The following is a 12,885-nucleotide window of genomic DNA, read 5'->3' as shown; positions in this document are numbered from 1 at the left end:
GAATCCGAGACATAGCTGAGCTTTGATACAGGGAGCGGGCTTATGAGCTGGGTGATCCTCGCCATTGTCGCCGGTTTGGTGATCTATGGCATTACGACCTACAACGGCCTCGTCGGGCTCCGGCAGCGCGTCAACCAGGCGTTCGCCGACATCGACGTTCAGCTGAAGCAACGCCACGACCTCATCCCGAATCTCGTCGAGACGGTAAAGGGGTACGCCCAGCACGAAAGCGCGACATTCGAGGCGGTTGTGGAGGCGCGTAACAAAGCCATCGCGGCGCAGGGCCCGCAGCAACAGGCGGCCGCCGAGCAGCAGCTATCCGGCGCTCTCGGGCGGCTCATCGCGCTCGGCGAGGCTTATCCCGACCTCAAGGCCAGCGCGAACTTCCAGCAGCTCCAGAACGATCTGTCTGACGTCGAGAACAAGCTGGCCTCGGCGCGGCGCTTCTTCAACAACGCCGTCAGCGAATACAACGCCTCGATCCAGGCTTTCCCCGCCGTTCTCTTCGCGCAGCAGATGGGCTTTACGCCCCGCGAGTTCTTCGATGTCGGGCCGGAGGCGCGGCAGACGCTGGATGTCGCCCCCAGCGTCAAGTTCTGACACCCGTCTGCCGGGTCGCATCCAGGGCCGCGCCTTATGCAAGCCTTCGGCCTCTACACCCATATCCGCGCGAACAGGATCCGCTCCGGCTTCCTGCTCGCCGGTCTATTCCTGCTCGTTTATGTAATGGTTTTCGCAGGGGCGCTTATCGTCGAGGCCTTCGCCTATGACGAGCCGTCGCTCGACGTCATGCTGGCGCGCGCCTTCAACGATCTCGTCTCGGCCTTTCCCTGGGCGACGATCGCGGCGCTCGTCTGGCTGTTCATCGCCTATCAATTCAACCGGGGGCTCATAGCCCTTGCGACCGGCGCGCATCCAGTGACACGGCAGGAAGAGCCGAAGCTCTATCAGCTTCTGGAGAACCTCTGCATCTCGCGCGGCCTCACCATGCCGCGGCTCTATATCATGGAGAGCCCTGTTCTTAATGCCTTCGCTTCGGGCATGAACGAGAAGCAATATGCCGTGACCGTGACGCGTGGCCTGATGGAAGCGCTTGACGATCAGGAGATGGAAGCCGTGCTGGCGCACGAGCTCACGCATATCCGCAACGGAGACGTCCGGATGATGGTGATCGCGGTCGTGATCGCCGGCGTCATCTCCTTCTTCGGTGAGTTGCTGTTTCGCGGCCTCACCCGCATGTCCTTCGGCTCAGCGCGCCCGCGCATGCCACGCAGTTCCTCGAATGGAGACCGCAAGGGCGGCGGGGGCGCTGCCTTCGCCGCCATTCTCATCGCCCTTGCCCTGATCGCCCTGTCCTGGCTGCTCTCCCAGGTCATCCGCTTCGCGTTGTCACGCTCGCGCGAGTATCTCGCAGATGCCGGAGCCGTCGAGCTCACCAAGAATCCGGATGCAATGATCTCCGCCCTGCTCAAGATCGACGGGCGGGGCGAACTCCCAAGCGCGCCCTCGGCTGTCATGGAGATGTGTATCGACAACCCGCGCTCCGGTTTCACGGATCTCTTTGCGACGCATCCTTCGATCGCCTCGCGCGTCGATCGACTCGTGCGCTTCGCAGGAGGCCGCATGCCGGAGTTGGCGCCACCCGCATCTCCCGATACAGCAGTGGAGACAGGGCCGTCTACGGGCCCTTGGGGCACCGCCTTGCCGGACAATGCCTCTCAGCCGCCCTCACCCGGGCCCGCCTCCTCCCAGTCGCAGAACTCTATCCCACGCGGACCCTGGGGGCCTCTCTTTCCACCGGGCGGGCGCTAGGGGCGGTGACTTTGATCCCTCCCTTGAGGGGGAGAGATCGGCCTGTCACGAATCGCTGGCAGGAGCCGATAGCGCACCCCTGCCGAGCGAATGCTGGTAGGACCGCTATTCGGCCGGCGAGAGCACAGGCTTCGGCCCCAGCCGGAAGGCAGCCGGCCGCACAAAGAGGAAGTCCAGCCAAGTTCCGCGGATGATGCGCGCGAAGATCAGCGGGGTGACGACCGCAGCGGTGGTAACAATGAACGCGCCCCAGCCGACGCCGATGACGTCGAGCGCGCCTGTTTTCATCAGCAGGACCCGCGTCACGGCCATCGGCAAGAAGAACGCGAGATAGATGACGATGGAATTCTCGCCGCAATAGCGCAGCGCTTCCCCCTTGCCGACGGAGACGAGCAGTGCTGCGACGGTGATGATCGCGGCAGCGCCGGCGATGCCGAGGACGAGGCTCAAGACTGGCAAGCTGGCGAAAGTCGGCAATCCTTCGATCGGGCTCGCGCTGAAGGCGAAAAAGCCGTTCACGAGCGCCCATACGACCAGTCCGCCGATGGCTGCCAGACGGTGCTTCGGCACTTGCGCCGCAAAACGGAAGATCATCGGCGCACAGAGATATCCGACGAGGAAATAGACCCAGCGCTCGCAGAATTCGTCGATGACGGTCCAGCCTGTCGCGACGGGTGCGATCTCGAGCGCCGCGGCGACCGCCACGAGGATGATGCCCGGCACACCCCTCAGGAGCTTCGTGATGATGGACAGAACCGCGAGCAAGTAGACGAACCACAGCGTCCCGAGCGGCTCGATGAAGCCGAGCAGGAACAGCCGGGCGAATTCGACCGGGTTGCCCTCTGCCATGCCCCAGCCCTTCATGCCGAATTGGATAATGTACCAGTGCACGTAGAAGTAGACGAAATGCAGCACACGCTTGTCGCCGTAGCTTCGCCAATCGCGGTCGATGACGCGCGCAAGGAACAGGCCGGAAATCAGAAAGAAGTCCGGCATGCGGAAAGGTCGCGCGAACACGACGATCGTGTTCATGAAGCCTTCGCGGCCAGCGGCATATTCGAGCCCGAGCGTCGAATGCATCATCACGACGAGGATGATGCAGATGCCCTTGGCGATATCGACCCAGGCAACGCGGCCCGGCGCCGGCACGGTTCCACTATGTCCATTCAAGCCAGCCAAGGCAGCCTCCGTGATACAGGACAGTTCCAGCTTGGCACAGGCCGGTTAAGGGAACCGCTGCATGGTGCCGCTGAAACTCACGGGAGCAAGAGGCGTGCCGGCTGGGAAGGCTAAGCTTTTCGTCGTCTGCCGCGTCCCCTCACACCGGCCCTCCCCCCGGTGGGAGAGCTTAGGGTGCCCCATCGGAATGCCCCGGCGGGTGGGCTATCGCTGGCGTCCCTTCTCCCCGGCGGGGAGAAGGGCAGGATGAGGGGGAACTGCACGATAAAGTCCCCCACCCGCGCCTGCGGCGCGACCTCTCCCTCAGGGAGAGGTGAAGGGTGGCGTCAGCCGCGCTTGAACGAATTCACGTCGCGTACGGCGCCGCGGGCGGCGCTGGTGGCGAAGGCCGCATAGGCCTTGAGCGCCGTGGTGACATTACGCTTGCGCGGGGCCGCGGGCTGCCAGCCGGCAGCGCCCTTCGCCTCCATGGCAAGGCGCCGATGGGCCAAGTCCTCGTCCGAGACGGCGAGATGGATGCGGCGGTTGGGGATGTCGATCTCGATGATGTCGCCATCCTCGACAAGGCCGATCGTGCCCCCTTCCGCCGCCTCCGGCGAGACGTGGCCGATCGACAGGCCGGAAGAGCCGCCCGAGAAGCGGCCATCGGTGACGAGAGCGCAGGCTTTGCCGAGGCCCTTCGACTTCAGGTAGCTCGTCGGATAGAGCATCTCCTGCATGCCTGGACCGCCGCGCGGGCCTTCATAGCGGATGAGAACGATGTCGCCGGCTTTGATCTTGCCGCCGAGAATGCCTTCAACCGCAGCGTCCTGGCTCTCGAAGATACGCGCGGGGCCGGAGAACTTCAGGATCGACTCGTCCACACCGGCCGTCTTCACGATGCAGCCGTCCTCGGCGAGGTTGCCATAGAGGACCGCGAGGCCGCCATCCTTGGAATAGGCGTGCTCGGCATTCCGAATGACCCCTTTTTCTCGGTCGAGATCAAGGTCTTCCCACCGGCTCGCCTGGCTGAAGGCGACTTGCGTCGGCACGCCGCCTGGCGCAGCCCGGTAGAAATCGCGCACCGTCTCGCTCTCAGTACGCGCCACATCCCAACGGTCGAGCGCGTCGGACAGCGTCGGCGTATGTACGGTCGGCAGATCGGTGTGAATGAGGCCCGCGCGGTCGAGCTCGCCGAGGATCGCCATGATGCCGCCGGCGCGATGCACGTCTTCCATGTGAACATTGGCGACGGCGGGGGCCACCTTGCACAGGCAGGGCACGCGCCGTGACAGCCTGTCGATGTCGTTCATCGTGAAATCAACCTCGCCCTCATGGGCTGCGGCGAGCAGGTGAAGCACCGTGTTCGTCGAGCCGCCCATGGCGATGTCGAGCGTCATGGCATTCTCGAAAGCCTTGAAGCTCGCGATGGAACGAGGCAGCACCGCGGCGTCGTCCTGCTCGTAGTAGCGGCGGGCGAGATCGACGATCAGATGCCCAGCTTCCACAAAAAGACGCTCGCGGTCGGCATGGGTGGCCAGCGTCGAGCCGTTGCCGGGCAGAGCAAGGCCGAGGGCTTCCGTCAAACAGTTCATCGAATTGGCGGTGAACATGCCGGAGCAGGAGCCGCAGGTCGGACAAGCCGACCTTTCGATGATCTTCACATCCTCATCGGACACATTGTCGTCAGCGGCGGCGATCATGGCATCGACCAAGTCGAGCGCCTTCTTCTTGCCACCGAGCAGAACCTTGCCCGCCTCCATAGGCCCGCCGGACACGAAAACCACCGGGATATTAATGCGCAGGGCCGCCATCAGCATGCCGGGGGTGATCTTGTCACAGTTGGAAATGCACACCATCGCGTCGGCACAGTGCGCATTGACCATATATTCGACGGAATCCGCGATGATTTCTCGCGACGGCAGGCTGTAAAGCATGCCGTCATGACCCATGGCGATGCCGTCATCGACGGCGATCGTGTTGAACTCCTTGGCGACACCACCCGCCTTCTCGATCTCGCGAGCGACGAGTTGGCCAAGATCCTTGAGGTGTACATGGCCCGGCACGAACTGGGTGAACGAATTCACGACGGCAATGATCGGCTTGCCGAAATCGGAATCCTTCATGCCTGTGGCGCGCCACAGGCCACGCGCGCCGGCCATGTTGCGGCCGTGGGTCGTAGTGCGAGAACGATAGCTTGGCATAACGCAGTGTCCTTGGGCGCCCTTTCACACGACAGCCAGTTGCCGGGTGACGGGCAAATTATAGAGCAATTCCATTTCTCTTTAGCGCATTGCCGCAAGGTGCGCATCCCTTCCGATGTGCCACAGCGGCATAGCGGCTCTGCCGCCAACGGGACCGAGCCATGCACAGCCCGGCTTGCGATCCACGCGACCCACCATCATAACGTGCACGAGCGGGCGAACCATGGACCCCGGCCTGGCCATGGGCTACCCGTAATATGAACGCGGCAAGGGTGCATGCAAGATAACGACGCTGAATCTGTGGCGGACCTTGACGAGGCATCGCCCGCGAAGCGCACCGCAGACGCGTCCGCAGCCGATCGCAACGTGCCCGCGGTTCCCGCGTCTCGGGATCGGGAAACGCCCGCGGACCGGCGGCGGCGGCGGCTCTCCATCATTGGCACGGTTCTTAGCGCGGCGCTGTTCCTGGGCTCCTTCGTCGTGCTGTGGCGCATCCTCGGCGATATTGATCTCGACGAGTTGTCGACGGCCTTCCGCTCCGCGAGCGAGCGACAGATCACGATCGCGATAGCACTGACCGCCGTGAGCTATCTCCTGCTGACGGGCTATGACTACGTGGCGCTGAAGCAGCTCGGCGAGCGCATCGCCTATCGCGTCACAGCCTTCGCCTCGTTCACGAGCTACGCCATCTCGTTCACCCTCGGCTTTCCGCTGGTGACGGGGGGCACCGTCCGCTACTGGGTCTATTCGCCTCACGGCATCAAGGCCGCAAAGATCGCAAGCCTCACGGTCATCGCTGGCATTACGTTCTGGCTCGGCATGAGCGTCGTCTTGTCCTGGAGCCTCGTGCGCCACGCGGCGGAGGTTTCCGTTCTTGCGAAAACCGGTCTCAGCCTGACCCAGCTTGCCGGCGTGGCGGGCTTCGCGGCGCTTGCTGCCTACTTCATCTGGGTCACCCTGAAGCATCCCGTGGTGAATGTGCGCGGATGGCGGCTGGAATTGCCGCGCGCGAGGCTTTCCTTCATCCAGATGCTGATCGGCGCCGGCGATGTCTGCGCCGCGGCGGGCGTGCTCTTCGTTCTGCTTCCGGGCGGACACGGCCTCAGCTACGAGACTTTTCTCGCCGTTTATGTCGTCGCCTGCATGCTCGGCATCGCCAGCCATGCGCCCGGTGGCATCGGCGTTTTCGAGGCGACCATACTGATCGCCCTCGACCGCTTGCCAACGGGAGGTGTTCTCGGTGCGCTCCTTCTCTTCCGGCTGCTGTATTATCTGGTACCGTTCGTCATGGCGCTGACAATGCTCTTCATTCATGAGGCGCGCAGACGTGTCAGGCGCGCCAACGGCAAGGCTTAGCGACTGACTTCCCAGTGAAACTGTCACACATCTCGCCAATAATAGATTATTTCCGTCCTGCTTCGCATGGATGCGAAAAAGGATGATGGGAAGGTGACAAGAATGGCGGATGGCGGAGATACCGCGAGACGGGACAGGTCGCTGTCTCTCAGCGCCCGTGGCATCGCTGTCCGCACGGCCCTCGTCGCCATCGGCATTTTCTCCGTGACGGCGATCCTGGGCGACGGCTCGTTCCTGTGGACCACGGGTGCCGCCTTGCTGACCCTGTCAGCGGCCTTCGCGCTGTTTCGCAACACCACGCCCATCCAGCAACGTCTTAACACACCGGCCAAACGGCGGGACAAGGGCATTCCACCGGCGGCGGTGCTTGCCGCTTTGCCCGAACCTGTCGTCGTCGTCGACAGACGCAGCCTGGTCACCGGCATGAACGCCGCTGCGAAAACGATGTTGCCTGGCCTTCGCGAGGCAACCCCCCTCTCCTTCGCGCTGCGTTCACCGGATGTGCTGGATGGGATCGAAGCCGTCCTGCGCGACGGGGAGACGCGCAGCGTCGAACTCATCGAGCGCGTGCCCATCGAGCGCAGCTATGAGGTCCATATCGCACCGCTGGAGGCGCCCCGCGCCGCAGACGCCGAGCAGCGCGGTGCAGTGTTGATGTTCCGCGATCTCACCGCGGCCCGGCAACTCGAACATATGCGCGTCGATTTCGTCGCCAACGCGAGCCATGAGCTGCGAACCCCGCTCGCCTCGGTGCTCGGCTTCATCGAGACGCTGCAGGGCCCTGCCCGTGATGACGCCAACGCGCGAGAGCGTTTTCTCGCCATCATGCGTGACCAGGCACGGCGTATGTCACGCCTGATCGACGACCTTCTGTCGCTGTCCCGCATCGAGATGCACGCGCATGTGCAGCCCTCCACGACGGTGGATCTCCTCGGCATCGTGCGGCATATGATCGACACGTTGACGCCGCTTGCCGGTGAGGGAGGTGTGGCGATCACCTTCAACGCGCCGGAAGGGCCGATCGAGGTGAAGGGCGATCGCGACGAGCTGCTGCGCGTTTTCGAAAATCTCATCGAAAACGCCGTCAAATACGGTCAATCTGGGGAACGGGTGGATGTGACGGTGACGAAGGCCCCGGAGCGCTCCGGCGCTCGTGACGAGGTCGAGGTATCGATCCGCGACTTCGGGCCCGGCATCCCGCCAGAACATCTTCCGCGGCTCACGGAGAGGTTTTATCGCGTCAACGCCACCGACAGCCGCCAGAAGGGCGGAACGGGGCTCGGGCTTGCGATCGTCAAGCATATCGTCAACCGCCATCGGGGGCAGTTGCTAATCGAATCCACCTATGGCGAAGGGGCGACCTTCCGTGTGATATTGCCGCTGGCGAGCAATCCGGCGCGGCCCCTGCCTGCGACATCAGCGCCACCCACCTCCGCCGCTGCGGAGCCCGGCCGGTCGCACGTAGCCAAAGCCGGCTAAGCTCAAGCGCTGTCATTTAACTGTCACGCAAGCGTCATAGAGACGAGGCGTTGAGACATTAGGGATACCGCGTTCGCTCATTCAGCCTTCAGATCAGTCCGCGAATGCGGTGCAAAGGCTACGTTCGCCAATTGGGAGACCTCTCGTGAAATTGTCTTCACTCATCGCCGTGGCAGGGCTTGCCGTTGCGGCTTTCGCAACGCCTGCGGCTGCCCTCGACATCTCCGGCGCCGGCGCCAGCTTCCCTTACCCCGTCTATGCCAAGTGGGCTGAAGCCTTCAAGAAGGAAACCGGCAACGGCATCAACTACCAGTCGATCGGTTCCGGCGGCGGTATCAAGCAGATCAAGGCCAAGACGGTCACCTTCGGAGCGACCGACGCGCCGCTGGGCGGCGAAGAGCTCGAGAAGGATGGCCTCGTCCAGTTCCCGATGGTCATGGGCGGTATCGTTCCGGTCGTGAACATCGATGGTGTAAAGCCCGGCGAGCTCGTCCTCGACGGTGACACGCTCGCCAAGATCTTCATGGGCGAGATCAGCAACTGGAACGATCCGGCGATCAAGAAGCTGAATGCCAACATCAACCTGCCGTCGCAGGGCATCGCCGTGGTTCGCCGTTCGGACGGTTCGGGCACGACCTTCAACTTCACTGACTATCTCTCGAAGGTCAGCGCGGACTGGAAGTCCAAGGTCGGTTCGGCCACCGCCGTCGAATGGCCGGTCGGTATCGGCGCCAAGGGTAACGAAGGCGTGGCCAACAACGTCAGCCAGACCAAGGGCTCCATCGGCTACGTCGAGTATGCCTACGCCAAGCAGAACAAGCTTTCGCACACCAAGCTCGTCAACAAGGACGGCAAGGTTGTCGAGCCGGTCACCAAGACCTTCCAGGCTGCTGCTGCCAATGCCGACTGGAACAGCGTTCCTGGCTTCGCCGTGGTGCTGACGAACGAGCCGGGCGCCGACTCCTGGCCGATCACGGCCGCCACCTTCATCCTCATGCACAAGGTTCCGGCGAACGCCGAGCACGCCGCTGAAGCCCTGCGCTTCTTCGATTGGGCCTACACCAAGGGTGGCGCGCTCGCCGAGGAGCTCGACTACATTCCGATGCCTGCCAATGTCGTCTCCACGGTCAAGGCCAAGTGGGCTTCCGACATCAAGGACGCCAGCGGCAAGTCGCTCTACAGCGCTTCGAAATAAATCCCTGAAGACAGCAGGCGGGCCTCTGGCCCGCCTGCTTGCTCTCAGTGCCTGCCACTCCCGGCATGACAGTCCGGCACGTCGGGCGAGATGCACCGGGGCCTCTTCTGCCCTCATAAGGTTCCGTCGAGAAAACCTGGCTTGTCTCCGGAACATCCACGCGATTACGGGCCACCTCGCCTCTGGAGGCTGGCGCACAATGCTCGACCTCGCCTAATGTCCGCTAGCGCGGCAAGGGACGAAGGCAGCCGAATTCCATGACAACCACGCAAAGGCAACGGGCTATGGCAGACTTGGCGCTGCAGAATAGCGGGTTATCATCGAGCGCATCCGTCGACCGGAGCCGCGTTCTGACCCGCTTCAAGGTTGGCGACGCGACCTTCAAATACATCACGCTGGGATCGGCCGTCACCGTTCTCGTCATTCTCGGAGGCGTGATCGTCGCGCTTATCGAGGGTTCGATGCCGGCCTTCCAGGCCTTCGGCATCAGCTTCCTCTGGGGGCAGTCCTGGAATCCGGTCACGGAAAAATTCGGGGCGCTCGCGCCGGTTTACGGGACCATCGTGACATCGCTCATCGCCATGCTGATCGCCATTCCCATCGGCATCGGCACCGCGATCTTCCTCACTGAGATCTGCCCGCCGTGGCTGCGCCGGCCCATTGGCACAGCCATCGAGCTCCTCGCCGGCATCCCCAGCATCATCTACGGCATCTGGGGCTTGTTCGTCTTCGCGCCCTTCCTGCAGAGCACGGTACAGCCGTTCCTTATCTCGCTATTTGGGCCGATCCCGGTTCTCTCCTCGGTTTTCGCCGGGCCGCCCTACGGCATCGGTACACTGACCGCAGGCCTGATCCTGGCGATCATGGTCCTGCCCTTCGTTGCCTCGATCTCGCGCGACGTCTTCGAGACGGTTCCGGCGGTGCTCAAGGAAGCCGCCTACGGGCTCGGCTGCACGCGCTGGGAAGTCGTGCGCAATGTCATCATCCCCTACACCCGGGTTGGCATCATCGGCGGAGTCATGCTCGGCCTTGGCCGCGCCTTGGGCGAAACGATGGCGGTCACCTTCGTGATCGGCAATGCCCATCGGATCTCAGCCTCGATCCTCCAGCCCGGTACGACGATCTCCGCGACGATCGCGAACGAATTCACCGAGGCGGTGGGTGACGTTTACACGTCCTCCCTCGTCGCTCTCGGTCTCATCCTCTTCGTCATCACCTTCTTCGTTCTCGCGGCAGCGCGCCTGATGCTGATGCGGATCGAGAAGCGCACCGGGGGTTGATTGTCATGGACGTTGCGAAAAACCCCGCCGCCTATGCAAAGCGCAAGCGCGCGAGCACGATCGCCATGGGCCTGTGCATCGCCGCCGCAGCCATCGGCCTCGGCTGGCTGGTACTGATCCTCGGCACGCTCCTGTGGGAAGGCTTCGGCGGCCTGTCCGTCGCGGTGTTTACGGAGAACACGCCACCGCCGGGCAGCCAGGGCGGTCTGATCAACGCCATAGTCGGCAGCTTGATCATGACCTTCCTTGGTACGCTCTTCGGCACGCCGCTCGGCATCCTCGCCGGTACCTACATGGCCGAGTACGGACGCTATGGAAAATTGTCGATGGTGATACGCTTCATCAACGACATCCTGCTCAGCGCGCCCTCCATCGTTATCGGCCTCTTCGTCTATGAGATCATGGTGGCACGCATGGGCCACTTCTCTGCCTGGGCCGGCGGCGTGGCGCTTGGCATCATCGTGGTTCCGGTCGTCGTGCGCACCACGGAAGACATGCTCAACCTCGTGCCCAACCAGCTTCGTGAAGCGGCATCCGCGCTTGGCCTGCCCCGCCACGTGGTGATCCGCAAGATCGCCTATCGTGCCGCCAAGGCCGGCATGGTGACGGGCGTGCTGCTCGCCGTGGCGCGTATCAGCGGCGAGACCGCGCCGCTTCTCTTCACGGCTCTCAACAACCAGTTCTGGAGCACGGATCTCAACGGTCCGATGGCCAGCCTTCCCTCGGTCATCTTCCAGTTCGCCCTGAGCCCCTACAAGGACTGGCAGGCACTTGCCTGGGTCGGCGCCCTCATCATCACCTTCGCTGTTCTCGCCCTCAGCATCACGGCACGGACGCTCTCTTCGCCGGGGAAACAAAGATGACCACTGCTACGGAAAAGCCCCAATCCGAGAAGGTCTCGGTCAAGAACCTCAAGTTCTTTTATGGTGACTCGCTTGCGCTGAAGGGCATCAACCTGCCCCTCTACGAGAACATCGTCACCGCGTTCATCGGCCCGTCCGGCTGCGGCAAGTCAACACTGCTGCGCGTCCTGAACCGGATGTACGACCTCTATCCGAAACAGCGTGCCGAGGGCGAAGTGCTTCTGGACGGCGAGAATGTCCTCTCGCCCAAGCAGGATCTGAACCTCCTGCGCGCCAAGGTGGGCATGGTCTTCCAGAAGCCTACGCCGTTTCCGATGTCGATCTATGACAATATCGCCTTCGGGGTGCGCCTCTACGAGAACCTCCCCAAGAGCGAGCTCAACGACCGCGTGGAATCGGCGCTCCGCCGGGCCGCGCTTTGGGAAGAGGTGAAGGATAAGCTCGACGCCAGCGGGCTCAGCCTATCCGGCGGCCAGCAGCAGCGCCTGTGCATCGCCCGCACCGTCGCGGTGAAGCCGGAAGTCATCCTGCTCGACGAGCCGTGCTCTGCGCTCGATCCGATCTCGACGGCCAAGATTGAGGAGCTGATCGACGAGCTCAAGCGCGACTATACTATCGCCATCGTGACGCACAGCATGCAGCAGGCGGCGCGCGTCTCTCAGTATACGGCCTTCATGTATCTCGGCGACCTCATCGAGTTCGACGATACCTCGAAGATCTTCACCGCACCGCAAGACAAGCGTACGCAGGACTACATCACCGGCCGGTTTGGCTGATCCTGATGGCCAAAGCTAGGGGACCTGAGGCAATGCCTGAACATATCGTCTCATCCTTCGACGAGGATCTCGACGAACTGCGGACCCGGATCGTCGAGATGGGGGGCGTCGCCGAGAAGATGCTCACGGACTCCACGCTGGCGCTGGTCAAGCGCGACAGCACTCTCGCCCAGTCCGTCATCTCCGCTGATGCCCGCCTCGACGGGTTGCAGCGTGACATCGAAGAACTCGCCGTGCTCACCATCGCGCGACGCCAGCCCATGGCGGTCGACCTGCGCGAACTGATCTCGGTCATTCGCGTGGCCGCCGATCTCGAGCGCATCGGGGACCTTGCCAAGAACACGAGCAAACGTGTCGTCGCCATCAGCGGCGAAACACAGCCTCAGAAGCTCGTGATCGGCGTACAACACATGAGCGATCTCGTGCAGGAGCAGCTCAAGGACGTGCTCGATGCCTATGTGCAGCGAGATGACGCGCAAGCCCTTGACGTTTGGCAGCGCGATGATCGCATCGATGCGCTGTACACGTCGATCTTCCGCGAGTTGCTCACCTATATGATGGAAGATCCGCGCAACATCACGTTCTGCACGCACCTTCTGTTCCTCGCCAAGAACATCGAGCGTATCGGCGATCACACCACCAACATCGCCGAGACGGTCCATTATCTGGCGACAGGCGTCACATTGGCTGCCGACCGCCCGAAGGGGGATACCTCCAGCTTCACCAAGGCGCCAACCGATCCTAGCAACTGATCCCACTGAT

At 62.9% G+C, this 12,885-nt stretch carries 11 protein-coding genes; 9 read left to right on the top strand and 2 right to left on the bottom strand.

Annotation, left to right across the window (positions count from 1 at the left end; translation table 11 throughout):
• Positions 1-42 precede the first annotated feature (42 nt).
• Positions 43-600, top strand: a complete 558-nt coding sequence (locus KIO76_RS08905) for a LemA family protein (protein WP_213322731.1) — start codon at positions 43-45, stop codon at positions 598-600.
• Positions 601-636: 36 nt separating this feature from the next.
• A complete protein-coding gene (locus KIO76_RS08900) occupies positions 637-1,812 on the top strand; it encodes a M48 family metallopeptidase (RefSeq protein WP_213322729.1) in 1,176 nt (391 codons plus the stop codon).
• A gap of 105 nt (positions 1,813-1,917) precedes the next feature.
• Here KIO76_RS08900 and KIO76_RS08895 read toward each other — a convergent pair whose 3' ends face one another.
• On the bottom strand, positions 1,918-2,991 hold the full coding sequence (locus KIO76_RS08895; protein WP_249729544.1) for an acyltransferase family protein: 1,074 nt from the start codon (positions 2,989-2,991) through the stop codon (positions 1,918-1,920).
• A gap of 326 nt (positions 2,992-3,317) precedes the next feature.
• On the bottom strand, positions 3,318-5,174 hold the full coding sequence (gene ilvD, locus KIO76_RS08890) for a dihydroxy-acid dehydratase (protein WP_213322728.1): 1,857 nt from the start codon (positions 5,172-5,174) through the stop codon (positions 3,318-3,320).
• A 276-nt stretch (positions 5,175-5,450) separates the two neighbouring features.
• Here ilvD and KIO76_RS08885 point away from each other — a divergent pair, with 276 nt between their 5' ends.
• The 7 genes from KIO76_RS08885 to phoU all read left to right on the top strand — a co-directional run bounded on the left by KIO76_RS08885 (position 5,451) and on the right by phoU (position 12,875).
• Positions 5,451-6,530 (top strand): lysylphosphatidylglycerol synthase domain-containing protein, encoded by a 1,080-nt coding sequence (locus tag KIO76_RS08885; protein WP_213322726.1) that lies wholly within the window; start codon positions 5,451-5,453, stop codon positions 6,528-6,530.
• Positions 6,531-6,632: 102 nt separating this feature from the next.
• Positions 6,633-8,009 carry an ATP-binding protein gene (locus tag KIO76_RS08880; protein WP_213322724.1) on the top strand — a complete coding sequence of 459 codons (1,377 nt, stop codon included), beginning with the start codon at positions 6,633-6,635 and terminating at the stop codon, positions 8,007-8,009.
• Positions 8,010-8,154: 145 nt separating this feature from the next.
• Positions 8,155-9,204, top strand: a complete 1,050-nt coding sequence (gene pstS / locus KIO76_RS08875; RefSeq protein WP_502761845.1) for a phosphate ABC transporter substrate-binding protein PstS — start codon at positions 8,155-8,157, stop codon at positions 9,202-9,204.
• 284 nt (positions 9,205-9,488) lie between these two features.
• On the top strand, positions 9,489-10,484 hold the full coding sequence (gene pstC / locus KIO76_RS08870; RefSeq protein WP_213325167.1) for a phosphate ABC transporter permease subunit PstC: 996 nt from the start codon (positions 9,489-9,491) through the stop codon (positions 10,482-10,484).
• 5 nt (positions 10,485-10,489) lie between these two features.
• On the top strand, positions 10,490-11,347 hold the full coding sequence (pstA, locus tag KIO76_RS08865; protein ID WP_213322723.1) for a phosphate ABC transporter permease PstA: 858 nt from the start codon (positions 10,490-10,492) through the stop codon (positions 11,345-11,347).
• The gene (pstB, locus tag KIO76_RS08860; RefSeq protein WP_213322721.1) at positions 11,344-12,123 is read left to right on the top strand and encodes a phosphate ABC transporter ATP-binding protein PstB; all 780 of its coding nucleotides are present in this window, start codon (positions 11,344-11,346) and stop codon (positions 12,121-12,123) included. Before pstA ends, pstB begins: the two co-directional genes overlap by 4 nt.
• Positions 12,124-12,155: 32 nt before the next feature.
• Positions 12,156-12,875, top strand: a complete 720-nt coding sequence (phoU, locus tag KIO76_RS08855; RefSeq protein ID WP_213322719.1) for a phosphate signaling complex protein PhoU — start codon at positions 12,156-12,158, stop codon at positions 12,873-12,875.
• Positions 12,876-12,885: the final 10 nt, after the last annotated feature.

Origin of the sequence: Chelatococcus sp. YT9 (genome assembly GCF_018398315.1) — a bacterium.
In the GTDB taxonomy this organism is placed as follows: domain Bacteria; phylum Pseudomonadota; class Alphaproteobacteria; order Rhizobiales; family Beijerinckiaceae; genus Chelatococcus.
This window is presented reverse-complemented; position numbering and strand designations above follow the sequence as displayed.

Excerpts from the sequence above, each read along its gene's own strand:
- KIO76_RS08905 (WP_213322731.1), top strand. The coding sequence starts at position 43 with ATGAGCTGGGTGATCCTCGCCATTGTCGCCGGTTTGGTGATCTATGGC.
- KIO76_RS08900 (WP_213322729.1), top strand. The coding sequence starts at position 637 with ATGCAAGCCTTCGGCCTCTACACCCATATCCGCGCGAACAGGATCCGC.
- ilvD (WP_213322728.1), bottom strand. The coding sequence starts at position 5,174 with ATGCCAAGCTATCGTTCTCGCACTACGACCCACGGCCGCAACATGGCC.
- KIO76_RS08885 (WP_213322726.1), top strand. The coding sequence starts at position 5,451 with ATGCAAGATAACGACGCTGAATCTGTGGCGGACCTTGACGAGGCATCG.
- KIO76_RS08880 (WP_213322724.1), top strand. The coding sequence starts at position 6,633 with ATGGCGGATGGCGGAGATACCGCGAGACGGGACAGGTCGCTGTCTCTC.
- pstC (WP_213325167.1), top strand. The coding sequence starts at position 9,489 with ATGGCAGACTTGGCGCTGCAGAATAGCGGGTTATCATCGAGCGCATCC.
- pstA (WP_213322723.1), top strand. The coding sequence starts at position 10,490 with ATGGACGTTGCGAAAAACCCCGCCGCCTATGCAAAGCGCAAGCGCGCG.
- pstB (WP_213322721.1), top strand. The coding sequence starts at position 11,344 with ATGACCACTGCTACGGAAAAGCCCCAATCCGAGAAGGTCTCGGTCAAG.
- phoU (WP_213322719.1), top strand. The coding sequence starts at position 12,156 with ATGCCTGAACATATCGTCTCATCCTTCGACGAGGATCTCGACGAACTG.